The sequence below is a fragment of the Marinobacter nitratireducens genome (assembly GCF_000708045.1).
GTDB lineage: Bacteria > Pseudomonadota > Gammaproteobacteria > Pseudomonadales > Oleiphilaceae > Marinobacter > Marinobacter nitratireducens.
Genome location: NZ_ANIE01000009.1, coordinates 296,058 through 320,692, shown reverse-complemented (window position 1 = coordinate 320,692; position 24,635 = coordinate 296,058). Strand labels below are relative to the sequence as shown.

21 protein-coding genes are annotated in these 24,635 nt (G+C 57.3%); 9 read left to right on the top strand and 12 right to left on the bottom strand.

The genetic code is table 11. From position 1 onward, the window contains the following. Positions 1 to 57: 57 nt before the first annotated feature. The 3 genes from D777_RS15500 (at position 58) to D777_RS15490 (ending at position 5,254) form a co-directional block, all read left to right on the top strand. The gene (locus D777_RS15500; RefSeq protein WP_036134020.1) at positions 58 to 2,538 is read left to right on the top strand and encodes an ExeM/NucH family extracellular endonuclease; all 2,481 of its coding nucleotides are present in this window, start codon (positions 58 to 60) and stop codon (positions 2,536 to 2,538) included. Between the two features lie 124 nt (positions 2,539 to 2,662). After that, positions 2,663 to 4,486 carry an NAD nucleotidase gene (nadN, locus tag D777_RS15495; protein WP_036134018.1) on the top strand — a complete coding sequence of 608 codons (1,824 nt, stop codon included), beginning with the start codon at positions 2,663 to 2,665 and terminating at the stop codon, positions 4,484 to 4,486. Positions 4,487 to 4,645: 159 nt separating this feature from the next. Continuing rightward, positions 4,646 to 5,254, top strand: a complete 609-nt coding sequence (locus D777_RS15490; protein ID WP_227501798.1) for an LLM class oxidoreductase — start codon at positions 4,646 to 4,648, stop codon at positions 5,252 to 5,254. Here D777_RS15490 and D777_RS15485 read toward each other — a convergent pair. After that, entirely contained in the window at positions 5,251 to 5,781 is a 531-nt protein-coding gene (locus D777_RS15485) for a glutathione peroxidase (protein WP_264673456.1), read from the bottom strand. The genes D777_RS15490 and D777_RS15485 overlap by 4 nt on opposite strands. 124 nt (positions 5,782 to 5,905) lie before the next feature. On the opposite strand from D777_RS15485, the gene D777_RS15480 reads away from it, so the two are divergent. The 5 genes from D777_RS15480 to D777_RS15460 all read left to right on the top strand — a co-directional run bounded on the left by D777_RS15480 (position 5,906) and on the right by D777_RS15460 (position 10,117). Then, positions 5,906 to 6,430, top strand: a complete 525-nt coding sequence (locus D777_RS15480) for an alpha/beta fold hydrolase (RefSeq protein WP_036134461.1) — start codon at positions 5,906 to 5,908, stop codon at positions 6,428 to 6,430. Positions 6,431 to 6,592: 162 nt separating this feature from the next. Then, a complete protein-coding gene (locus D777_RS15475; RefSeq protein WP_036134015.1) occupies positions 6,593 to 7,621 on the top strand; it encodes a TRAP transporter substrate-binding protein in 1,029 nt (342 codons plus the stop codon). Positions 7,622 to 7,729: 108 nt separating this feature from the next. After that, positions 7,730 to 8,323 (top strand): TRAP transporter small permease, encoded by a 594-nt coding sequence (locus D777_RS15470; RefSeq protein ID WP_036134012.1) that lies wholly within the window; start codon positions 7,730 to 7,732, stop codon positions 8,321 to 8,323. Between the two features lie 35 nt (positions 8,324 to 8,358). Beyond that, positions 8,359 to 9,645 carry a TRAP transporter large permease gene (locus tag D777_RS15465; protein ID WP_036134010.1) on the top strand — a complete coding sequence of 429 codons (1,287 nt, stop codon included), beginning with the start codon at positions 8,359 to 8,361 and terminating at the stop codon, positions 9,643 to 9,645. 28 nt (positions 9,646 to 9,673) lie between these two features. Continuing rightward, positions 9,674 to 10,117, top strand: a complete 444-nt coding sequence (locus D777_RS15460; RefSeq protein ID WP_036134009.1) for a universal stress protein — start codon at positions 9,674 to 9,676, stop codon at positions 10,115 to 10,117. Here D777_RS15460 and D777_RS15455 read toward each other — a convergent pair. From D777_RS15455 to D777_RS15410, 10 genes are all read right to left on the bottom strand, one after another. Then, on the bottom strand, positions 10,085 to 12,340 hold the full coding sequence (locus tag D777_RS15455; RefSeq protein WP_051669141.1) for a GGDEF domain-containing protein: 2,256 nt from the start codon (positions 12,338 to 12,340) through the stop codon (positions 10,085 to 10,087). The genes D777_RS15460 and D777_RS15455 overlap by 33 nt on opposite strands. 149 nt (positions 12,341 to 12,489) lie before the next feature. Then, positions 12,490 to 13,344, bottom strand: a complete 855-nt coding sequence (locus D777_RS15450) for an ABC transporter permease (RefSeq protein WP_036134008.1) — start codon at positions 13,342 to 13,344, stop codon at positions 12,490 to 12,492. A gap of 3 nt (positions 13,345 to 13,347) precedes the next feature. Then, a complete protein-coding gene (locus D777_RS15445; protein ID WP_227501797.1) occupies positions 13,348 to 14,211 on the bottom strand; it encodes an ABC transporter permease in 864 nt (287 codons plus the stop codon). Then, on the bottom strand, positions 14,211 to 15,302 hold the full coding sequence (locus tag D777_RS15440; RefSeq protein WP_036134006.1) for an ABC transporter ATP-binding protein: 1,092 nt from the start codon (positions 15,300 to 15,302) through the stop codon (positions 14,211 to 14,213). The genes D777_RS15445 and D777_RS15440 overlap by 1 nt, the downstream gene beginning before the upstream one ends. Before the next feature lie 5 nt (positions 15,303 to 15,307). Next, a complete protein-coding gene (locus D777_RS15435) occupies positions 15,308 to 16,393 on the bottom strand; it encodes an extracellular solute-binding protein (protein WP_036134004.1) in 1,086 nt (361 codons plus the stop codon). Between the two features lie 167 nt (positions 16,394 to 16,560). Further along, positions 16,561 to 17,598, bottom strand: coding sequence for an extracellular solute-binding protein (locus D777_RS15430; protein WP_036134001.1), 1,038 nt, complete (start codon positions 17,596 to 17,598; stop codon positions 16,561 to 16,563). Then, positions 17,595 to 18,365 (bottom strand): spermidine/putrescine ABC transporter permease PotC, encoded by a 771-nt coding sequence (gene potC, locus D777_RS15425; protein ID WP_036133999.1) that lies wholly within the window; start codon positions 18,363 to 18,365, stop codon positions 17,595 to 17,597. The genes D777_RS15430 and potC overlap by 4 nt, the downstream gene beginning before the upstream one ends. Then, entirely contained in the window at positions 18,362 to 19,219 is an 858-nt protein-coding gene (gene potB / locus D777_RS15420) for a spermidine/putrescine ABC transporter permease PotB (protein WP_036133997.1), read from the bottom strand. Before potB ends, potC begins: the two co-directional genes overlap by 4 nt. Beyond that, the gene (potA, locus tag D777_RS15415) at positions 19,212 to 20,330 is read right to left on the bottom strand and encodes a spermidine/putrescine ABC transporter ATP-binding protein PotA (RefSeq protein ID WP_051669140.1); all 1,119 of its coding nucleotides are present in this window, start codon (positions 20,328 to 20,330) and stop codon (positions 19,212 to 19,214) included. Before potA ends, potB begins: the two co-directional genes overlap by 8 nt. 132 nt (positions 20,331 to 20,462) lie before the next feature. After that, entirely contained in the window at positions 20,463 to 21,527 is a 1,065-nt protein-coding gene (locus tag D777_RS15410) for a TRAP transporter substrate-binding protein (protein WP_036134455.1), read from the bottom strand. A gap of 185 nt (positions 21,528 to 21,712) precedes the next feature. Between D777_RS15410 and D777_RS15405 the strand changes: the two genes are divergently transcribed. Then, positions 21,713 to 22,897 (top strand): response regulator, encoded by a 1,185-nt coding sequence (locus D777_RS15405; protein WP_036133993.1) that lies wholly within the window; start codon positions 21,713 to 21,715, stop codon positions 22,895 to 22,897. Here D777_RS15405 and D777_RS15400 read toward each other — a convergent pair whose 3' ends face one another. After that, the gene (locus D777_RS15400) at positions 22,898 to 24,574 is read right to left on the bottom strand and encodes a methyl-accepting chemotaxis protein (protein WP_036133991.1); all 1,677 of its coding nucleotides are present in this window, start codon (positions 24,572 to 24,574) and stop codon (positions 22,898 to 22,900) included. It abuts the gene before it with no gap. Between the last annotated feature and the right edge of the window lie 61 nt (positions 24,575 to 24,635).

Below are 24,635 nucleotides of genomic sequence, written 5' to 3'. Positions count from 1 at the left end.
CACACTGGAGGCGGCAAACGTTGCCCTTTCTCAAAATCAAAAATCAGGGACAAAACCATGACGATGAAACACGCCCTGTTGGCTGCCGCCATCGGCGGGCTGCTGACAACCTCTGCGCAGGCCTCGCTTGTGATTAGCGAGTACATTGAAGGATCCAGTAACAACAAAGCCATTGAGCTTCTCAACACCGGCGATCAGACCGTCGATCTCACTGCGTGGGAACTTCAGATCTTTTTCAACGGCTCCCAAAGTGCCGGCCAGACGTTCAACCTGGAAGGCAGCGTGGCTCCGGGCAAAAACTTCGTCTTCGCGCACAGCTCAGCGGCCAGCGACATTCTCTCGGTGGCTGATCAGACCACCGGCGCCGGTCTGTTCAACGGCGACGACGCGATCACACTGCTCAACGGCGGTAACGTGGTGGACAGTATCGGCCAGATCGGAACCGACCCTGGCAGCTATTGGGGTTCTGGAGATATCACCACCCAGAATCACACCCTTCGTCGCAAGGACGGTGCCGCTGCCGACAACGACCCCTCGAATAGCTATAACCCGGCGGACACGTTTGATGGTTATCCCCAGGACAGCTTCGAAGACCTGGGAGCAGCAGGTGGCGACAATAACACAGGCGGCGAGAATCCGGACGCTCCGGAGATGGCCTGCGGCGCTGGCGCGACACCCATTTCCGCCATTCAGGGCAACACCGGCATCAGCCCCCTCGACGGACAGAACGTCGTGGTAGAGGCGGTCGTCACCGCCGTTTTCAATGCTGAGAACAGCCTGAACGGATTCTACATTGAGGAAGAAGCCGATGACCGGGACAATGACGACAGCACCTCTGAGGGTCTGTTTGTCTACTCCCCCACCCTGAACGTTGAACCCGGTCAGGTCCTCCGTATCGCGGGCGAAGTCGTGGAATACTATGGCCTGACCGAGCTCTCCAATATTAGCGACAGTGTCATCTGCGGCACCAGCGACCTGCCAGCGCCCGCCGTCATTTCCCTGCCTTGGGCCTCCGAGACCGCACCGGAAGCGTTGGAATCCATGCGCGTGACATTCGCAGAAGGGCTTGTGGTCAACGACAACTATGACCTGGGCCGCTACGGCAGCCTCACCCTTGGCAGTGGCCGTCACTTCATTCCCACCAGCATCGCCACCCCGGGTGCCGACGCGGCCATCGTGGAGGGTATGAACGCCCTGGACCGGATCATCCTCGACGACGCCAGCAATCAGCAGAACCCGGCCACCGTGCCATACCCGGCACCCGAACTGAGCGCCAGCCAGACCGTGCGCGCCGGTGATACCGTTCAGGACCTTGAGGGCATCCTGGACTACAGCTATTCGGAGTGGCGACTGCAGCCCACCAAGGCTCCCTCATTTACTCAGACCAACCCCCGCAGCTCGGAGCCGATGCTCGAGTCCCGAGGCAACCTGGTTGTTGCGTCATTCAACGTGCTCAACTTCTTTAACGGCGACGGCTTTGGCGGCGGTTTCCCGACCGCTCGCGGCGCCGATAACGTCGAAGAACTGAGCCGCCAGACCGCCAAACTGGTAAGCGCCATCACCGCGCTGAACGCGGATGTGGTCGGCCTGATGGAAATTGAAAACGACGGTTACGGCGAGAACAGCGCCATCGCAGAGCTGGCCAACGCGCTGGGTGAAAACTGGAACTACGTTAACCCCGGCCTCGAGCAGCTGGGAAATGATGCCATTGCTGTCGGTTTCATTTATCGCTCAGACCGCGTAGAAACCGTCGGCGAAGCCGCGACCCTCGCCACCGCGCCCTTTGATGATCTCAACCGCCAGCCACTGGCACAGACCTTCCAGCGGCTGGATTCCACGGACGGCGTAACCCTCGCAGTGAACCACTTCAAATCCAAGGGCTGTTATGACGTGGAAGGCCCAAATGCCGACCAGGGCGATGGTCAGGGCTGCTGGAACCCGACCCGCACCGAAGCGGCTCAGGCACTGTTGTCCTGGCTGGCGAATGACGCCACTGGCACGGGAGAGGAAGACGTACTGATCATTGGCGACCTGAACAGCTACGCCAAGGAAGATCCGATCACCACCCTGACGACCAACGGTTACACGGACCTTATTGCCAGCCATGAAGGCGAGCAGGCGTATTCGTATGTCTACTATGGCGCCGCCGGCTATCTGGACCACGGTCTGGCGAATGCAACCCTGGCCGCCAAGGTGCAGGACGTAACGGTGTGGGCAATCAACGCCGACGAGCCCCGGGCCCTGGATTACAACACCGAGTACAAGTCCGTGGAGCAGCAGGCCAGTTTCTACGCACCGGATGCCTATCGCGCGTCCGATCACGACCCGGTCATCGTGGCACTGGACATGAACATCCGCTCTGCGGCAGAGCGTGCGGACCTGAATGGTGACGGTCGCATCAATGGTCGTGATCTTTCCCGGTTCGTTCTGGCGCTGATTTTCGGCAAGGCCAGCGCCCCGGATTACGACATTAACGGCGACGGCAGCATTACCCGTCACGATATGTTTACCCTGATCAATCTCCTGCGCGGTCGCTGATCACCTTCTTGTGATAACGCCCGCGCCAGGCGGGCGTTTTTTCTTTTTTTCGCAATAAAACCATCATCTTGCTGACACCTGCATGTCGGAAGCTTGTCGGGATACTCAACAAGGAGTCCAGAACATGCAACGCAAAAGCCTCTGGCTAGCCCTTCCCTTACTGGCCCTCGCGGGCTGCAATGACAGCGATAATAATTCGACCACCGATGACAACGCATCGTTCAGCGTTAACATCCTGCACATTAACGACCACCACTCGCATCTGGAGGAGGATAGTCAGGCCCTGAACATCGCCGGTCAGGAGACCGAGTTTTCCTCCGGTGGTTTTCCTCGTGTGGCTGCCAAGATTGCCGAACGCGAAGCCGCCCTCGATAACGTCCTCAAGCTTCATGCCGGGGACGCGATCACCGGAACCCTTTATTTCACGTCCTTTGAAGGTGAAGCCGATGCCGAACTGATGAACCAGGTCTGCTTCGACGCCTTTGCCCTGGGTAATCACGAGTTTGACCGTGGCGATTCGGGACTCAAGAGCTTCCTGGATCTGCTCGACAGCGGCAGTTGTAACACGCCGGTACTGGCGGCCAACGTCAAGCCCCAGGTTGGTACTCCGCTGGCTCCGTTTGCCGAGAATGACTACATCCAGCCTTACACCATCCAAACCATCGCTGGCGAAAAGGTCGGCATTGTCGGTCTGGACATTGCCACCAAGACCAAGAACAGCTCCAGCCCCCTGGACAGCACGCAATTCCTCGATGAGATCGACACCGCCCAGAAAATGATTGATGAACTGGACGCGGGGGGCGTGGACAAGATTATTCTGCTGACCCATTACCAGTACGCTAATGACAAGCTTCTGGCCGAGACGCTTTCCGGCGTGGACGTCATTGTCGGTGGTGATTCACACACGCTGCTCGGCGACTTCGACGCCTACGGCCTTGGCGCATCCGGCCCTTACCCCACGGAAGTGACCAATGCCGATGGCGACCTGGTCTGTATTGCCCAGGCCTGGCAGTACGCACAGGTTGTCGGCGAGCTCAACGTCACCTGGAATGCGGACGGTGTCGTGGAATCCTGTTCCGGCGTACCGCACCTGCTGCTGGGTGACAACATCGTTCGCGAAGACGAAACCGGAGCCGAATACGAGCCAGAAGGTTCAGAGCTCTCCGACATCATGGCGGCTGTCGACGCTGATCCACAGCTGAGCATTGTTCAGGAGGATGCGACCTCCGCTCAGATGCTGGCATACTACACCGACCAACTGGACAGCTTCCGGAATAAGGTGGTTGGCACCGCCACGGAAGATCTTTGCCTCGCGAGAATCCCGGGCGTAGCCTACGGCGACGACACCTGTGAAGGGGAAGATCCGGCCCGCGGCGGCGACATCGCAAACCTGGTAGCTCAGGCATTCCTGTATCTGAGCAAAGACGCCGACGTTGCCATCCAGAATGCCGGTGGCGTTCGTATCGATATACTGGCAGGAGACATCACCATAGGTGACGCCTACACCCTGCTGCCATTTGCCAACACTTTGACCGACCTCTCCATGACCGGTGCGGAAATCCGAACGGTGCTGAACGAAGCCGTTGACTTCGCCCACCGCGAAGGCGGGTCCACAGGCGCCTACCCTTATGCAGCGGGTCTTCGCTGGGATGTCGACATGACTCGCGCTGAAGGCGAACGTCTGTTCGATATCGAGGTCAAGCCGAGGGGCGAGACCACCTGGCGCGCGCTGACCGACGGTGAAACCCTGACGGTTGTTTCCAACAGCTACACCGCCGGCGGCAAAGATGGTTACCTTACGTTCGGCACCGTATCCGACGATGGTCGCGCCGTAGATACCTACCTGGACTACGCGCAGTCCTTCGTGGATTACCTGACCGAAGTCGGCACCCTCAGCAAGCCCGCGCTGGAAGACTACTCTACCCAGTCCTACACGCCTGCCCCCTGACTTCCGGGCACTCCGGAGCCCGGCCCTGATGCCGGGTTCCACACCTTGAAACCAGGCCCCCGGATCACCACGTTACAAGCTGTCATTCAGTATTTATCCAGCCCGGGAGCTTCATGTCCAAACCACAGCACTACTCTCTTCTTGAGCTCGCCTCCGTTCGTGAAGGCGACTCCGTGGCAACCACGCTCGCCAACAGCGTTGCCTATGCCCGGCACCGATCCGATCACCTCGCGCGCCCTGCGTCGTGACGGTCTTGGGGCGGAGCAATTCCCGGACGATGTCGCCGCCCTGCAAACGCTGCTCGGCCCATTACAACCGGGGCAGCAAGTGAAGGCCATCCCGGGCGCAGGCACACAGGTGCCAATCTGGCTCCTGGGTTCCAGCCTGTACAGCGCGCAACTGGCGGCCATGCGCGGCCTGCCGTATGCTTTCGCCGGCCACTTTGCACCGCGCCTTTATCGGGAAGCGCTGAGGGTCTACCGGGATAATTTCCAGCCCTCGTCTCAGCTAGACTCACCCTATGCCATGCTTGCGGTTCCCGCCGTGCCGGCCGACTCCATGGACGGTCTGTGGAACGCGGGCGAAGAAGCTGGCGTGCAGGACTTCCTTGGGCTGCAACTTCTGGGCAACAGCGACGACATTCGACGCCAGATCGACGAACTTCTGAACGGTGTTGAGGTCGACGAACTGATGTTCACTGCCGACATCTACGATCCGGAAAAGCGCCGCCACGCACTCGATATTCTCGCCGCCACTCGTCAGGCCTAGAGGACGGACTCGATCGCCTGCACCAGTTCAGGATCACCGGGTGTGACCCGGCTCGGAAAGGCTCCCACCACGTTACCCTGATGGTCGAGGACATACTTGGAAAAGTTCCAGCGCGGTGGCTCGCTGTGGGTATTTATGTATTGGAACATGGGGTTGGCATCCGCACCGGTCACGGGTCCCGGTGCGATCATCGTGAAGGTGACTCCAAAGTTCTTGAAGCAGATGGAGGCAGCTTCAGCCTCAGAATCTGCCTCCTGTCGGAAGTCGTCACTGGCAAATCCGACCACAACCAGACCCTCACTCTGGTACTTCCGGTGCAAAGCCTCCAGCCCTTCAAACTGACCGGTATAGCCACAGTGACTGGCGGTGTTTACCACCAGCAATGGGTGACCGGACGCCAAATCGCACAGGTTCACCACATCCCTGGAGTGCAGCTTGCGCATGTCATGATTCAGATAAGACGGGCAATCCCGTGCTCCATCGGATTGCTTCGCTCCAAGACCTTCACCCGCGTGCGCCACCATCATCGAAGCGGCAATGGCAAAGCCGACCAGCATTCTACGCATTGGCATTCTCCTGTTTCTTTGGGTCAATATACGGTTCGATGACTCATTCAGTTTCAGCTACCCGCAGGACAAAAAGGGGGTTTCCATGGCAACAGCACTGCACGTCTTTCTCTCTCACGGACTGGAAAGCGGCCCCGGCAGCACGAAGATACGGGCCATGAAACTGGCTGCGGAAAGCTATCCCGGAGTAACTGCGATCGCTCTGGACCACCGAAGCAGCAAAGACCCCGAGGTGCGCCTCGAACAGATGCACCGCGCCATGGAAGACGCCGGAGCAGTTCCGGAACGCACGGTACTGGCTGGATCAAGCATGGGTGGCTGGGTCTGCGCCCAGACCAGCGCACAGCAACGGGTTCTCGGTTGTTTTCTACTGGCACCCGCGCTGGCTCTACCCAAATACCCCCAGTCCAGCCCCGTCATCCAGGCCCGCTTCTGCCAGATCATTCACGGCTGGGATGACGATGTCGTTCCGGTCTTTCCGGTTCTGAATCTGGCCCGCGATCAATCTCTGCCCGCTCTGGTATTACCGGACGGACACCGCCTCGAAAACAGCCTTGAGAGGGTCATTCTGGAGTTTCGACACTTCCTTGAAATCTGCCTTCAAAACTGAATCAACCGGAAATTCAGAAACTTGCAAACCACCCGCCTATTTCGACGAACGTGTTTTCTCTTTTTGGTCAATTTCTTGCGTAAACCTCTTTGTTTTGCCAGTCTTTATTAATGTAACAATAAATTTCATTAGAAAAACGAGAAAACGAACGGAGAAAACCCGATGAGTAGCATGAGTAAATTCAGAAAACTGGCCGGAATTTCAGCGTTCGCTTTCGCGGCTATGACTGCCGTAAACTCCGCTAGCGCTGACAACTGGCGCTACGCCCACGAGGAGTATGAAGGCGACGTACAGGACGTATTCGCATACAAGTTCAAGGAATACATCGAAGACAATTCCGACCACACCCTGCAGATCTATCGTTTTGGTGAGCTGGGTGAGTCCGACGACATCATGGAGCAGACCCAGGCGGGCATCCTGAACTTCGTCAACCAGTCCCCCGGTTTTACCGGCTCCCTGATTCCGGAAGCCCAGATTTTCTTCATTCCCTACCTGATGCCGACCGACATGGATACGGTGATCAAGTTCTTCCGTGAGAGTAAGGCGATTAACAAGGATTTCCCCAAGCTCTACTCGGATAAGGGCCTTGAACTGCTGAAGATGTATCCGGAAGGGGAAATGGTTGTGACCGTCGACGAGCCGGTCACCAAGCCTGAAGATTTTGCCAACAAGAAGATCCGGGTAATGACCAACCCGCTGCTGTCCGAAACCTACGCGGCGTTCGGCGCAACCCCGACCCCGCTGCCTTGGGGTGAGGTTTACGGCGCGTTGCAGACCAACATGATTCAGGGTCAGGAAAACCCGATCTTCTGGATCGAGTCCGGCGGCCTGTATGAAGTGTCCCCGAACCTGGTTTTCACCAGCCACGGCTGGTTCACAACGGCAATGATGGCCAACCAGAACTTCTATGACGGTCTGTCCCAGGAAGACAAGAAGCTGGTTCAGGACGCTGCAGACTACGCCTTCGAAAAAATCATTGTGCACATCGACGGTCTGGCTGAGGAAGCCCTCACGAAAATCGAAGAAGCCTCAGACGAAGTCACCGTTACCCGCCTGAACGATGAACAGATCGCTGCCTTCAAGGCCCGCGCGCCCCAGGTAGAGGAAAAGTTCATTGAAATGACCGGCAAAGGCGGTGAAAAACTGCTGAAGCAGTTCAAGAAAGACCTGGAAAAAGTTCAGAAGGAATAATCTGAACCCGAAAACAGCCGCCGGCCTCGATGCCGGCGGTTTTCTGTATAACCCCGCCCCGCCGGGGATTGCCCACCGGCAGGGAGCGCACGCGCTGGAGCAGACCCCATGTCCGAGAATGCCCCGGAGATAGAAGACGATACCGGTACCTATGAGTCCGGCTTGCCCGGGTTTCTGGGAACCATCGATGTGTTTATCAGCAAAGTGGAAGCGGTCATGCTGGCTGCTGGCGTCTTGCTGATGGCCATCAACACCTGTGTGAACGTGATCGCACGTTTTGTTTTCGGTGAAGGCTTGTTCTTCTCCGGAGAGATCAATCGTATCCTCATTATTCTTATTACCTTTGCTGGCATCGGCTACGCCGCACGGCATGGCAGACACATCCGGATGTCCGCCGTGTATGACGCGATACCGGTTAAAGGCCGAAAGGTTCTGATGATTTTCATCGCCCTGGTGACCTCCGTGGTGATGTTCTTCCTTTGCTACCACTCCTATGGCTACATCGAGACGCTGTACAGTCGAGGGCGCATTCTCCCGGCTCTGGGTTTCGAGATCTGGTGGATCTACATCTGGGCACCGGTCGGTTTCGCCATCACCGGCATCCAGTATTTCCTTACCGCAATCAAGAACTTCACAAGCAAGGATGTATATCTGTCGACGGGCGTCATCGACGGCTACTCGGATACCGAGTCTGAAGTCTGATCCCCTGCAGCTGCACTGACAAAGGATAGAGAATCATGGCAACTATAATGATGGCGATCATGATCGGGCTGTTGCTGCTGGGCTTCCCGATGATGGTTCCGCTGATCGCCGGCGCGGTGGTCGGTTTTGTAATGATGTTTGATGGCTTCGGCCAGATGGGCACGTTTGTGCAACAGATGATGGGGGGCATCCGGCCTGCCTCGCTGATTGCCGTTCCCATGTTTATTCTGGCTGCCGATATCATGACCCGGGGCCAGTCCGCTGACCGCCTGATCAACATGGTCATGTCGTTCATCGGCCACGTGAAGGGCGGGCTGGCAATCAGCACCGCAGCTTCCTGTACACTGTTCGGCGCGGTTTCCGGCTCCACACAGGCAACGGTTGTGGCCGTTGGCTCCCCGCTCAGACCCAAAATGCTGAAGGCGGGCTATTCGGATCCATTTACGCTGGCGCTGATTATTAACTCCAGTGATATCGCGTTCCTGATCCCGCCCAGTATCGGCATGATCATTTACGGGGTTATCTCCGAGACCTCCATCGCCGAGCTCTTCATCGCCGGCATCGGTCCCGGGCTATTGATCCTGCTCATGTTCTCGATTTACTGCCTGATCTATGCCTACAAGAACAACGTCCCCACCGAAGACAAAGCCACCTGGGGCCAACGCATGGTTTCGATTCGTGACGCCCTGTGGCCGCTGTTCTTCCCGGTTATTATCGTTGGCGGTATATACGGCGGCATTTTCAGCCCAACCGAGGCAGCGGCGGTCTGTGTGCTGTACGCCTTCCTTCTGGAATTCGTGGTTTTCCGATCACTCAAGCTTGGCGACGTTTACAAGATTGCCAAATCCACCGGCCTGATCACAGCGGTTGTCTTCATACTCGTCGGTGTCGGCAATGGTTTTTCCTGGATTATCTCCTTCGCCCAGATTCCACAAACCATTCTGGAAGCTGTTGGTGTTAATGAAGCCGGGCCTGTTGGCGTGCTGATCGCGATTTGTGTGGCCTTCTTCATCGCCTGTATGTTTGTTGACCCGATTGTCGTCATTCTGGTGCTGACGCCTATTTTCGCACCGGCCATCGAAGCCACCGGCCTGGATCCGGTTCTCGTGGGTGTTCTGATTACACTGCAGGTCGCCATAGGTTCTGCGACACCACCGTTCGGCTGTGACATATTTACCGCCATTGCGATATTCAAACGGCCCTACATGGAAGTGATTCGCGGCACACCACCGTTTATTTTCATGCTGGTTGCGGCTGCCGGGTTGATTATTGCCTTCCCGGACATTGCACTGTTCCTGCGTGATATAGCCTTCAGAGACTGATGGTCACCGGATTTTAAGGAGAAAACCTATGTTCAAGAGGATACTGGCCGCCGTCGATGGCTCCAAAACCTCCCTGAAGGCGCTGGACAAAGCAATCGACCTGCAAAAGCTGATGCCGGAGGCGGAGATCTATATTCTGTGCGTCTACAAGCATCACAGCCTGTTCGAGGCGTCCCTGTCGATTGGTCGGCCCGATGACATGGACATTCCCGACAAGGTATTGTCAGACTACGCCAAGGGCGTGGTCAACCATGCCAAGGAACTCGCCAAAGAGCACGGTGCAACCAAGGTACGGGGTTTTGTGAAAGCGGGTAAACCTTCCCGCGTAATCATAAAATTTGCCCAGGACAAGGAAGCCGACCTGATTGTGGTGGGTACCAAAGGCACGAACAGCGACAAGGACGGCATGTTTCTGGGAAGTGTCTCGCACCGGGTAGCGTCAAACGCCAAGTGTCCGGTGCTGGTTGTCTGAGTCGCTGTAATACTCAACTCTGTCACGGCCCTGTTCCTTCGCCCGGTACAGGGCCTGATCCGCGAAATTCAGGAGCTGAGAAGGCTCTTCGACATACTCCGGCCATGAAGCAATGCCAACAGACATGGTCAGATGGCCTAGCGTTTCGCCGCGGTACACCACATTCTCAGCACGGATCGCATCACAGAAATCCACTGCTCGCTCTCTGGCATCGGCCATTAGCGCGCCAGGCATGATGACGACGAACTCCTCGCCGCCATACCGACAGACAATGTCGCTCTCCCGGAACTGGGACTGCAGAACCGAGGCGACCAGTTGCAGCGCCCGATCGCCCGCTTCATGGCCGTGGCTGTCGTTAAACCGCTTGAAGTGATCGATATCCAGCACCAGCAGTGACAGGGGCAATTCCTTTCGCTGGGCGACCAGGCATTCATGCTTGAAAAGCTGGTCGAAGTAGCGACGGTTTTTCAAACCGGTCAAGGCATCTTCATAGGAGAACTTCTGCAGCTCTTCCCGTAAGGCGATACTGGAGAGCGTGATGGCTACACGCTGTATCGACTGCTCCAGCGACGCGAAGAGCCGTGCAGAACCATACTCACCCTCTCCGGTGTTAAGTGCACTGTCGCGCTCAAGCAGAAGAATCCCTTCCGTCACGATCCCTTCGCCAGCCGATTCAACATTGATCCAGAAGCACATGGGGGCATCGGTGACTTCCCCGTCACCGCTTTTCCTGTCCGCCCTGAATCGCGTGGGCATATGCGTCGGCGAAGGCAGGCCCGTCGTGGCGTCCAGAACCAGAGGCATGCTTCTGGACTTGCTGCCGATACCCCAGTCCGATGCTCGTTCGTATCGGTCGTCGGACACCCGCCGGTAGAACGCACCCCGCAGCGGGCTGCACAACTCCGGCATCATGCGGGCCAGCAACAGGAAAGCCTGACCAAGCCCAAGACAGTCCTGGAGGTCGGCGATTACATCACCCAGGATCCGACTTTTCTCATTCTCGAACGTCAGCATTCTCACCCGTACCTGCTCACGACGGGCCAGGGATTCCGCTCGGGCTGTTCGTTCTGCCACCTTCTGCTCAAGAGAGAGGTTCATACGTTTCAGCGCTTGCTGGGTACCGGCGTAATGCCAGAGGGAGATAGCAACCACGGTCATCGAGAAGAGCAGCATGCCGTAACTCACAGGCACCCGGCCCCAGGGCAGAATGCTATGGGCAACGGCCATATCTGCAATCAGAAACAGGCTGAAGACCCCATAAGCCAGCATCAGGATCTGTTGTTCGCGCTGTAGGTGTCGGAAACGCAGGGTAGCCACTCCGCCAAACACCAGCAGCGAGCCCAGGAAGAGCGCATCAAACGGCGGGAATGTCGAAGACAGGTCCACGGCTCCAGCCAGGGCCAGCCCTATCGCTCCCAGCAGGTAAATCAGGTGCACCTTCCAGACCAGGTTGATTAGCCAGGGCCGGTTATTTGCCAACCACTGTTCCAGCAATAGCGCCATCGCCACCGGCACCATGTAGTACGACCCGGCCGCGAGATAATCCCAGAGCAGCGGTTCATACCACATCAACAGGCTGGCCTGACTTTCGGACACCAGCATGACCGAGGAGGCCAGGGTAAACAGCGCAATACTGAAAAACGATTTCTTCTCGGTTTGAAGCGCGGCAAACACCAGCGCCAGCAGTGCGATCAGCGAGGAAAAACCGGCAACAACCAACGATTCCATGGAATTGCCGAGGACATACAGCACCAGTTCTGGCTTATCCATGAGCGACACTTCGCCCCATAGCCCGATATCCGTGTAATCGGAAAAGACGCGAAAGTAGATGGTCTTGCTCTCATATCCCTCAGGCAGCGGGATTGCATGCCAGGGCCAGCCCTCAAACCGTCCTTTACCCTGCTCATCAAAAGTGCCGTAGTGATAGATCTTGTCACCATCAAGGTAGACCTCGAAGATGATGTCGACGCTGTAAATGTAGAGGACCGGGCTCTGGAACTCTCCATCGGGCAGGGCAACCCGGTACCAGACATTTTCCCGGCCCTTACGACCTGGCGGATTGGAGGGGAAACCAATCGCGCTCCAACGCTCCGGCTCTGCGGTCTGAGTCCACTCTGGCACGCCCGACTCGGAAAACGGTGAGTCGCCCCATCGGTATTCCCAGCCGTCCTGTACCGGCACCGGCATGCCGTGCGCGAGCGAAGGGAGAACGAGAAAGAGCATGACGAAAACCGTCACGGTACGAAAAACACGATGCACTGGCGCTACCCGACGAGCTGGACAGAATAAAGATGAACTCCGCACAGAGTATAGTTCATTGAAGTTGTAGCTGAGCTACCATTTTTTCAAAACTACCGGGATTTCTGTTGCCATCAGCCCCGATCCGACCGCCTCATAGCGACCATGGCCAGCAGCGCAGACCCCACCATCAGGAATAGCGCCACCGCGTTAAGAACCGGGGTTGACCCCTCTCTCAAGCGGTTGAACAAGGCCACCGTCAACGGGGTGTCGCTACCGGTCAGCATCACCGTGGTATTGAAGTTCTCGAACGACATAAGAAACGCCATGGCGCCGGCCCCGAAGATTGACGGCATCAACCAGGGCAACGTCACAGTAAACCACGCCATCAATGGCGTAGCACCGAGATTCAGAGCCGCCTCCTCCAATTGGCGGTCAAACTTTCGCAACCTGGCGGCAATCACCAGGGTGCTGAGCGTAGCAATAAAGGCGACCTGCCCCATCACCACCAGAGTCATTCCCGGCCGAAACAGATCCAGCTCTATACCCCATAGCCGGGACGCATCATTGGCCATGCCGCTGTAAAAAACCAGGATCGACACACCGAGAATAACCCCCGGTATGACTAGCGGCAGCAACATCAACAGGTAAAGAAGCTCCTTGCCACGGAAATTCAGGCGCTCAAACAACACCGCATTCACGCACCCCAATGAGACGCTCACCAGGGTTACCCAGAAAGCGATCTGGACACTGACCCAGAGCGCGGACAACAGACCGTCATCATGGAACAACCCGGTGCGCCCCCCAGTTCCGTCGGCCAGGTACCAATCCAGGGTAAACCCTTTCCATGGCAACGAGGGGAAAGGCGCGTCATTGAAGGCGAACACGCCAGTCACGATAAGAGGCAATGCCAGATAAACAAAGAAGGCCACCAGATAGAGCAGGTAAATAGCGTCAAACCAGCGGGAACGAGGCACGGAACGGATCATGGCTTACCCCATCACCTTGCGCAGCGACTGGCCCGAGAGCCGCAGTCCGATCCAGACGATCACGGATGACAGGAACAACAACAACACGCCAAGCGCAGCACCCTGCTCCCAGTTGAAGCGGGTTATGAACTGGGTAAAGATCTGTTGGGTGAACCAGGCACTGTCCTTGCCCCCCATCAGAATGGGCGTCAGGTAGCTGCCCAGGGTCAACATGAACACCACGATACAGCCGGAGACAATGCCTGGCATGGCCCAGGGGACAACCACCTCCCTCATGACCGTCAGGTGCCCTCCTCCAAGGTCATAGCCCGCCTCAACGAGGTTTTCATCCATACCGTCGAGGGTGGTCACCAGCGGCACCACCATAAAGAGCAGACCGTTGTAGACCAGGCCGATGATGACAGCGACATCGTTATACAGCATCTCCACCGGCGCATCCGCCAAACCCAGCAACTGCAACCAGGAACTGATCAGCCCACTCTCCCGCAGCAGGATCATCCAGCCATAGGTTCTTACCAGCTCACTGGCCCAGAAGGGTATCAGGCATGCCAGAAACAACAGCCCGCGGGCCCTGCCCCGTGCCAGCCGGGCGATATACCAGGCGATGGGAAACGCAATAATCAGGGTCAGGAAGGTGGTAAACAGGGACATCACCCCGGTGCGCACAAAGGTTCGCCAATAGTAGGACTCGGTAAAGAAGTTCTGATACTGATCAAAGCCCCAGACCAGCGTGTCCCAGCTTTCACGAACCTGGAAGGAAACCCTCAGCATCTGGAGGTGAGGCACCAGTACCAGGAGCAGAATCCAGAGCAGAAAGGGCGTGAGCAACAACCACAGGGACAGTCGACTGGCGGAATCCTTCATCATCAGGTCGCGGCCTCAAACACCCGGGCCAGGATCGGATCCCAGGCCAGCCGAACCGCCGCGTTCTCGCCAAGGCGCGGAGCCGAACCATCCTGGGGCAGCCTGGCATACACGGTCTGGCCCGCTGCTTCTGCTTCTACACGGCTGTTGGCACCATCGAACAGTGTTGTTCTGATTCGCGCATCCATACCGGTATAGCCCGGATTGATGGCCTCACCGGCCAACACCAGCGACTCGGGGCGAACGAAAAGGTCTACCCGACTTCCTGGCTCGAGCCCTTCGCAGGCAATGCGTCCTCGTACTCGCGAGCCGTCATCAAGGCGAATATCCGCCAGTTCCCCCTCCACCGACACAAGATCACCCCGGAGGCGATTATTGTCGCCCACGAACCCGGCAACGAAGGGTGTTTCCGGTTGCCGATACAGGACCTCTGGCGGAGCCACCTGATCAAAGCGACCGTTTCGCATCACGGCGACCTGATCTGACATGACCATCGCTTCTGACTGATCATGGGTAATGTAGACAAAGGTCGTGCCAAAGGCTTTCTGAAGGTGTTTCAGCTCCACCTTCATCTGCTCACGCAGCTTCAGATCCAGAGCCCCCAGAGGCTCATCGAGCAGCAACAGTGTCGGCTTCAATACCAGACAACGAGCAAGGGCAACACGCTGTCGCTGACCACCCGACAACTGTTGCGGGTTGCGCCCGGCCAGGTCTGGCAGACCCACCTGCTCAAGCACTTGGACAATGCGCTTCTGCCGCTCGGCGGCAGGAACTTTCTGGCGTTTCAGCCCGTAACCGATATTCTCACCCACCGACATCGTGGGAAACAGGGCCAGATGCTGGAACACCATGTTGACCGGCCGGTGGTTGGGCGGTACATCATTCATTCGCTGTCCGCGGATGTGGATGTCGCCCTCATCAGGCTTGTCAAAGCCCGCCAGCAGACGCAACAAGGTCGTCTTGCCGCACCCGGAAGGGCCAAGAATCGAGAAGAACGTGCCCGCAGGCACGTCCAGGGAGACGTGGTCCACCGCAGTATGCCCGGAAAAGCGGCGGACCAGTCCGGTGCAGGACAGGTCAGAGTGGGATGTCATAGGGGTCAGTTGGCTGCCTGGACCCGATCAAGCACCTGGCCTTCGACGGTTTCCAGCCCCGGAGGTACCGGTGGATACCATTTGATGTTGTTGATGGCCTCGTCGTTGAAACTGGCCCGGTAGGCATCGGCCAGTTCAGCACGAACGAACTCGTCTGCGCCTTTCGATGCGGTAAAATTCCCGGAGGCATTGGTGATCTTGGCGGCGATCTCCGGCTGCATCACGAAATTGATCCACTTGTACGCGGCTTCTTCGTTCTCGCTCCGACGGGGGATCGCGAAGGTATCGATCCATCCCAGCGCTCCCGATTCAGGGGCCACAAACCGGATCTCCGGATTTTCGGCGTTCAGTTTCCACCCGCCGGCATCCCAGGCCATCGCTGCCTTTACCTCACCGGTGCGCAGCAGCGCCAGCAACTGATCACCGCCGGTCCAGTAGGTTTTCACATTCGCTTTACAGTCAATCAGCTTGTCCTCAACCTGCGCCAGGATGGAATCATATCGATCACGATCGTTGTAGGCTGAGAATGGGTCCAGCCCCAGCGCAAACCCGAAGCCAATCAGGGTCGGACGCTTGAGGCGATAACTCACCTCACCGGCCACCGCCGGATCACACAGGTCGGTGTAGTCCTTGACGCTGTCTGCGACAGAGTTGTGAACGATAAGACCACTGGTTCCCCATACCGCCGGCACACCATAATGCTTGCCACTCAACTCGGTGGAGTCTTTGGTGGCCTTGACCATGGATGGCTGCAGTTGCTCTGTGTTCACCCGGCTGAAGTCGATGGGCTTGTATATATTGAACTGACGCTGGACACCCACGATACGGTCCTGACTTGGCTGGGCCAGATCAAAACCGGCACCGCCGGTGGCTCGCAGCTTGGAAATCATGTCTTCATTATTCGACAGGGTGACCTTCACATCGATCCCGGTTTCCTTCTCAAACTGCGCCACCACGTCGTCGGGCGCATACCCTCCCCACGTTATCAGGCGTAGCTCTTCCGCCATGGCCCCACCGGCAAACCCGCCAGTGACCAGGGCGAGCGACAACATCAGTGCATGTTTCCGTGTCTTGCGATCCAACCTTTTCATAACGCTTCCTTGACTATGGAGAGTGAAAATTCCGGGTTCGGGAGTTTGCTAACCATTTATTATCAGGAAGGTATAGACCAAGTATTTCAGTTATGTGAAACCTGGAGCCAAAAAAAACGGAGACCGAGGCCTCCGTTTTCTGGGTCTGCTTATTCAATACGCCGTCATTACTGGCCCGACTTCAGCATTTCCCAGTATTTCGCATACACCTGCAACGCGTCATCGCCAATGTCGGTCTGGAACTCGGCGTTGACCATATCCTCCGGTGTCGGATAACTCGCCCGGTCGCTGGCAACGGCGTCATCCAGCAATTCGCGAGCGGCCAGATTCGGCGTGGCGTAACCGATTTCTTCGCTGATCAGCGCAGAAATCTCTGGTTTGAGTACGAAGCTGATGAACTTGTGAGCCGCGTCCGGATTCTTGGCATTTTTCGGAATCACGAAGCTGTCCAGCCACGCGATGATGCCTTCTTCCGGATAGACATACTCCAGCGTTGGCAACGTGTCCCGCCCCATCACGGCCTCGCCGTTCCAGATCATGCCAACGTCCGTCTCGCCTTCCAGGTAGGGCATCCGCGGCGCATCGGAGTTAAAGGTGCGAACCGACGGCATCAGCTCCTGCAATTTTTCATAGGCCTGCTCGATTTCCTCCGGGTTGGTGCTGTTTCCGGAATATCCCAGCACCCGCAGGCCCACGTGGAATACCTCCCGCATGTCGTTGGTCAGCATGACACGGCCGTCAAAGCGGTCATCCCAGAGATCTGCCCAGGCGGTCACCTCGCCCTCAACATCAGCGGTGTCTACTGCCAGCCCGGTGGTGCCCCACAGGTAGGGCACGCTGTACTGGTTATCCCGGTCGATATCCAGGTTCACCAGGTCCGGATCCAGTTGGTCAAAGCCCTCGATCTTGGCGCGGTCAATGGGCATCAGCAGATCTTCCTGGCGCATCTTGCTGACGTAATAGGTAGACGGGACGGCGAGATCGTAAGCCGCGCTGTCATCCAGCAGTTTGAGGCGCGCATACATAGCCTCGTTGCTGTCGTAAGTGGTGTAGACCACCTGGATACCGGTTTCCTCCGTGAACCGGTCGAGCACCTCCTGCGGCATGTACTCGGACCAGTTATACAGGTTCAGAACCTGCGGCTCTTCGGAACTGCAGCCAGTCAGGCCCACAGCAAGCAGGCCGGCCAGTGCCAGTTTCTTCATCGTCGACTCCTTAACAGTATCCATTGAGACAAGATCAACATCACCAGTGAGAACACCAGTAACAGCGCGCCCAGGGCATTCACTTCGGGCTTCAGCCCCACCCGGACCATGGAATAGATCCGCAAAGGCAGGATTTCATAGCTTGGACCACTGACAAACGTACTCACCACCACGTCATCCAGAGACAGTGTAAACCCCAGCAACCAGCCCGCCAGCAATGCGGGCATGATGACCGGAATGAGCACGGTACGAGTCATTACGAAATCGCTGGCGCCAAGGTCCCGAGCCGCCTCGGGAAGTCGTTCGTCAAAACCACTCAAACGGGCAGTCACCGTAATAACCACAAACGGCAGGCAGAAGGTCACGTGAGCGAGCAACAGCGATACGTATCCCAACTGCATACCCACCAGTAGGAACAACGCCAGCAAGGAGATCGCCAGGACAATTTCCGGAGACATCATCACTACAAACAGCATGCCATTAAGCACCTGCTTGCCGCGGAAGCGATAGCGATGCAGAGCCAACGCGGTTAGCGCCCCGATCAGCGTGGAGATCGTGGCCGCCGAAAGCGCCAGCCACAAGGAGTTCCACATGGCCTTGACCATGGCCCGGTTATTAAACAGGGCTTCGTACCAGCGCAGGCTCAGCCCGCCCCAGTCGTAGCCCGTGCGTGATTCATTGAAGGAAAACACCACCAGCACCGCAATCGGGACATAAAGCAGCAGGTACACCAGGGTGAGGTAGGTCCGGGGCAGCCAGCGGTTCATACACCGTGCTCCCCGATCCGACGCTTGCTCAGGCGGTGAGCAAACATGAGAAAGGCCATGGCCAGGGTCAGAACGATACTGGCAGCGGCGCCGAACGGCCAGTTACGGGCGTCGAGAAACTGGTTCTTGATGACGTTACCGACGAGCAGATTGCGGGAGCCACCGAGAATATCCGGCACAAAGAACAGCCCCATTGCCGGCAACAGCACGAGCATCACGCCGGCCAGTACGCCCGGCAGGGTCAATGGCACAATCACGTGGATAAAGGTGGACCAGCGCCCCGCCCCCAGATCGTGGGAGGCCCGCAGCAGATCCTCACGGAGATCCTCGAAGACCGAATACAGTGGCAGAATCATGAACGGCAACAGCAGGTACACCAGACCAACAATGACCGCCCCTTCGGTGTAGAGCATCTGTATCGGCTCATCAATCCAGCCCAGTGACATCAGGGCACTGTTCAGCAGCCCGTTCGTCGCCAGAATCAGTTTCAGCGCATAGGTGCGCACCAGGGAATTGGTCCAGAAAGGCACGATCAGCAGAAAGACCAGCAACACCTGCCTCTGCTTGCCCATTTTCGACAGAGACCAGGCAAAGGGATAGCCGATCAGCAGGCACACCATGGTGGTCATCGCCGCCATGTACAGGGAGTGCAGGAAGACCTCCAGATACAACGGATCAAACAGCTGGCGATAGGCATCCAGCGTCAGGGGCAGCGAGATGAAGGTTCCGGGGCTGCGGGTCATGACACTGGCACCGACCACCAGCAGGTTCGGGGCCAGCACCAGGAACAGCAGCCAGCCCCAGACCAACACCAGCACCGCCGTCCGGAACGGTTGCTGCATCAGATTATGCATCCGCGATGGCGCCCTGTGCTAATCCGTTTTCCTGGGGCAGCAACCACTCCCAGCCATCAACCCAGCTCACTCTCACCGGTTCGCCCAGGCGATAGTCAAACGCCGGATCGTCTTCGTCAAAAAACTCGGAAGCCAGAACTTCGGTGCCATCCTCCAGATGAATCACCGAATCCAGGGTGCTGCCCTTGTAGTTGCGCTCGACGACCTTGCCCGGCACTCCGTCAGTACTCTCCGGTGCCAGTACCCGTATATCCTCCGGGCGCAGCAGAACGTGAAGTTCCTGCCCCTCAGCAACCTGAAAATCCGGTTTTCGGAAACTGCGCTTGAGGCCGAGCACATTCACGGAAATCGTGTCTTCACCGTCAGCGCCATCGACGCGCCCCGGAAAGAAATTCGTTTCGCCCACAAAGCGGGCGGTAAACAGGTTGGCGGGGCGCTCGTAAACTTCCCTCGGCGTCCCGAGCTGCTGAATGACACCCTCTTTGAGAACCACCACACGATCGGACATGGAAAGCGCTTCTTCCTGGTCGTGGGTCACAAAGATGAACGTGATCCCCAGCTCCCGCTGGAGTCGCTTCAGCTCCACCTGCATGGTGCGGCGCAGTTTGTAGTCCAGGGCGGATAATGGCTCATCCAGTAACAGCACCTTCGGCCGTTTCACCACCGCCCGGGCAATAGCGACTCGCTGCTGCTGACCACCAGAGAGCTGATGGGGCTTCCGCCCGGCATACTCTTCCAACTGCACCATCGCCAGCGCCTCATCCACGCGCTGCCGGATTTCCTCTTTTGGCCGTTTCTCCATCTTCAGGCCGTAGGCCACGTTGTCGAACACCGACATATGCGGGAACAACGCGTAATTCTGAAACACGGTATTGAGGGGGCGATGCTCGGGTGCCGTATTCGTCAGATCGTCACCGGCCAGTGTGATCGACCCTTTATCGGGGTGTTCAAACCCCGCCATCAGCCGCAGCAGCGTGGTCTTCCCGCACCCGGACGGTCCCAACAAGGTCAGGAACTCGCCGTCATAGATATCGAGATCCAGCGAATCCAGAACGGATTTGCCATCAAACTGTTTGGATAGTGCTCGCAGAGAAAGCAGTGTCTGGTTCATAGGCCCTGCCCGATGGATAAGGTGGCTATTTTTCCAGAAACATCCGCAAACAAAAAGAGGCGCCAGGATTCGGATTATCCTGACGCCTCTTGTTCTTGCGCCCTTTTACAGGCAATGGTTCAGGTCAACCGGTTACTGACCGGCAACACTGTCGAGATAGGCCTTATCGGAAATATTGGTCCACTGGCGAACCTGTTTGAGGTAGTCACGCTGGGAGGTAATGATTTCCCGTGCCAGCTCGTCTTTTTGAGCTTCCTGTTCCAGCAATTTGTGAGTAGCTGCGCGCAGAGCCTCGATGACTTCCGGCGGGAACACTTTGTGGGTGACGTCCGGATATTCTTCCTTCATGTTCGCCCAGGCCACACCACTCTCGTGGGTGCTCTGGATGTACATATCATACGCGGCTGTGCGCATGGCCACCCGGAGGATCTCCTGCAGGTCCGCAGGCAGCTTGTTCCAGGTCTTCTCGTTTACCAAAAACTGCACCTCGGCACCTGGCTCCTGCCAGCCGGAATAGTAATACTTGGCAATCTGATGGAAGCCCATCGGGAAATCCAATGCTGGGCCAACCCATTCCAGGGCATCGATCGTGTTCCGTTCCAGGGCGGTATACAGCTCTCCGGGAGGCAGGTTGGTGACGGCCACACCCAGCTCGGACATGACCTCCCCGGCAAACCCGGGCGTCCGCATTTTAAGGCCCTTGAGATCATCCACGGAATTGATCTCCTTGCGGAACCAGCCACCCATCTGGTTGCCGGTGTTGCCACCAGGGAAGGACAGCAAGCCGAAAGGTTTATAGACCTTCTGCATCAGCTCCATGCCGTCGCCATAGTAGAACCAGGCGTACTGCTCCGGCGCGGTCATGCCAAACGGGACGGTGGTGAAGTACATGGCGTTCGGAATCGTGCCCTTGTAATAATAGGACGCGGTGTGGCCCATGTCGTACTGGCCGTTACGCACCATGTCGAAAATTCCGAAAGGCGCTTTGTGCTTGTTGGACGCATCGATGCGGATCTTCAGGCGACCATTAGACATGGTCTCGGCCATATCGGCCATGTGCTGAACAGTCTCACCGAGAATCGGCGAATTAGGTCCCCAGGTCTGCGCAAGGCGCAAAGTAAAGTTGTCAGCTGCCAGGCTGAGCGAACTGACGGAAAATGCCAGGGTCGCCACTGCCACTCTGAACAGACGAGTCATCATTGTTGGCACCATTTATCAGGTTGTTATTTCATTCGGGTTAGCGCTAAAGCGCACTCATACTAGCTTGCCACTCCCCTGCAAGCCAAGAGGGTGAATACATACTGGCTTAGCCCACGGTGTTGCACTATGTTCTATGGGTAAATAGGACTCTTTCTTGTTGTCTGACGAACAGGACCGTGCACATGGACAACAAAGACTCTCAAGAGACATATCGAGAGCAACTGGACACGCTTCGTACACGATACCTGGAAAAGCTACCGGAAAAGCTCGACCGGCTGGAAAGCCTGGTTTTCGCCATACCGGTGGATGGTTTTTACCGGGAGGATAACGCTAACGTTCAGTCCCAGCTCAACCTCGTCTATCAGGAGGCACATTCGCTTGCCGGATCGGCGGGCACCCTGGGCCTGGGGCGAATATCGGAGGAAGCCCAAAAGCTGCAATCCATCATCGACCGCTGGTTCGACCACTCGTCCACGGATCCGGTCTTACAGCGGGACACCATGCTGCAGCTGGTCCAGAGTATGCGTCAGGGGGATGTCGGTACCTCTTCGGATGTCCCGACACTGCCGGGACGCGGAACCGGCAAGATTCATCTCGTTGAGGACAATGAGCCAGATGCCGATCAGATGCTATCGTGGCTCAGGGATGCCGGTTTTGATACGGAGCTGTTCATGTCTGCCTCGGTCTATGGCGACACCTTCGAGGTCCTGCCCAGACCGGACCTGATTATCATGGACGTCCATTTTGGCAATGATGTCTCGGCCGGCACCCGCATTATCCACTTCCTGTCACAAAAGCTCGGGCGCCTGCCACCCGTGGCATTTCTGTCGGCACAAAGCGACATGAAATCGCGACTGGCGGCACTGAGAGCGGGCGCGACCCAGTATCTGACTAAGCCGATCTCGCGGGAGGATCTGCTTCAGCTTGCCGATGAGCATGTCCAGCGGAAAGACTCTCCGGCGCTCCGGGTACTGATGGTGGACGATGAGGAGAGTGTGCTGGAAGCAAACAGGCTGACGCTGGAACATGCTGGCTTGAAGGTACGCTCGGTCAGCGATCCCTTCGAAACCCTGGAAGCAGCGCACGAGTTCGACCCAGACGTGATCATGCTGGACATGTTGATGCCGGAAATATCCGGCAGCGAGCTGGCCTCCGTACTTCGCCAGGACTGGCAGTTTGACGCGGTGCCCATTGTATTTCTGACCACAGAATCCAGTCCGGATCAGAAAGTGATCGGCACTGCGCTGGGAGGGGATGACTTCATTACGAAGCCATGCGAGCAGGATTACCTGCTCACCAGCCTCATTGCCCGGGCCAGACGCTCCCGCCGGCTAAGGGAGCAAATGAACCGTAACCGGCGGTCGTAATCAGACCTTGAACTGCGCGACCAGCTCTCTGAGGCTCTCACCCAACCGTGCCAGTTCCTGGCTGGCTTCGTTGGTCTGGGTGACACCGGTGTCACTGCGCTGGGCAGCGTCGACGATCCGCACCACGTTCTGATTAATTTCCTCTGCCACCTGGCTCTGCTGTTCCGCTGCCGTCGCGATCTGGGTCACCTGATCGTGAATCTGGCCAACCGATGTCTCGATCGTACCCAGCGCACTGGTGGCGTGATTGATGCGCTCAACGGTCTCGGAGGAGCGATCACGGGAGTTGTTCATCCGCTCCACAGCCGCCCGTGACTCGGCAACAAAACCATCAATCATCTCTCGGATCTGGTCAGCGGACTCAGCGCTTCTCTTTGCCAGCTGCCGAACCTCATCGGCAACCACCGAGAAACCTCGACCATGTTCCCCTGCCCGGGCCGCCTCAATGGCCGCATTGAGCGCCAACAGATTGGTTTGTTCCGTGACGGCATGGATAACATCCAGAACCTGCTGGATGTCATTGGATTTCTCAGCCAGGGCATCAATGCTGCTGGCACTGTCCTGGATCTCCTCGGACAGCTTGTTCACCGCCGCCTGGGCACTGGTGATGGTCGCTCCACCTTCCCGAGCCACTCGGTCTGCATCAGAGGCAGCGCCCTCAACTTCATTGGCATTGCCGGAAATCTGTTGGATCGTGGCCGCCATTTCGTTGATGGCAGAGGCAATCTGATCCGTTTCGGTGCCCTGTTCCTGAACCGACGAGCGGGTTTCGTTGGCCACCCGGCTCAACTCTTCAGCAGCCGAGGCCACCTGATCCGTTGTCGAGCCCACTTCACGGATGGTGTTCTGGATCTTGACCACGAAGGCGTTGAAGCGGCGGCCAAGTTCGGACAATTCATCGGTTCCCTCTTCCGGGAGACGTTGACGCAGATCGCCCTCGCCAGCGGCAATCTCTTGCATCATATCGCTGACATTTTTCAGTGGTTTGGTGACGGTGCGACCGACAACAACGCCAATCAGCAGTGAAACCACTACAACAACCGCGGTGACAACAAAAACGAAACCGAGGGTTGAGGCGGTCTGTGCCTCAATGTCCGCGCGCGCCGCAGCAACCTGCTTTTCGATGTCCGTCACGTAGACACCAGCGCCAATCATCCAGTCCCAACCCGGGATGGTGGTGGAATAGGAAACCTTGGGTTCATCGTTACCGGAAGCCGGGTTCACCCATTCATAGGCGAAATAACCATCGGAGCCGGCCGCTTTGAACAGATTTCCCACCAGCTTGCGAACAACCGGGTTAGCCGTGGGCCCTTCTTTCGAGGGATCCGGTGCATAGGCCAGATTGTAGACATCCCGCGTGTAGGCAAAAACGTAGTTGGTCTTGTCAAAACGGATGGAGCGCAAGCGCGACGCGGCCTCTGCCTTGGCCTCGTCTTCGGAAAGTGAGGAGTCCGCTTTGGCTTCCAGAACCACCGCTTTGGCGGCATCAACAAGGTTCTTCAGCCCGGTTTTCCGGGCTTCCAGCAGGCTCGCCTCGAGACGCTTCAGCTCCATCTCGCCATTCGCCTGAATCTGGCCAATCGTAATCCAGGCAATGGTGGCTGCGGTTATCAGGACGGGCACCAGCACCGCAACCAAGAGTCGGGTCCTTATGCGCAGTCGAGTCAGGAAATTCATGTTGAAGAGCCCTCAGGAATGGTTGTTATGGGTATTTGAACCAACATTATCCATAGACAAC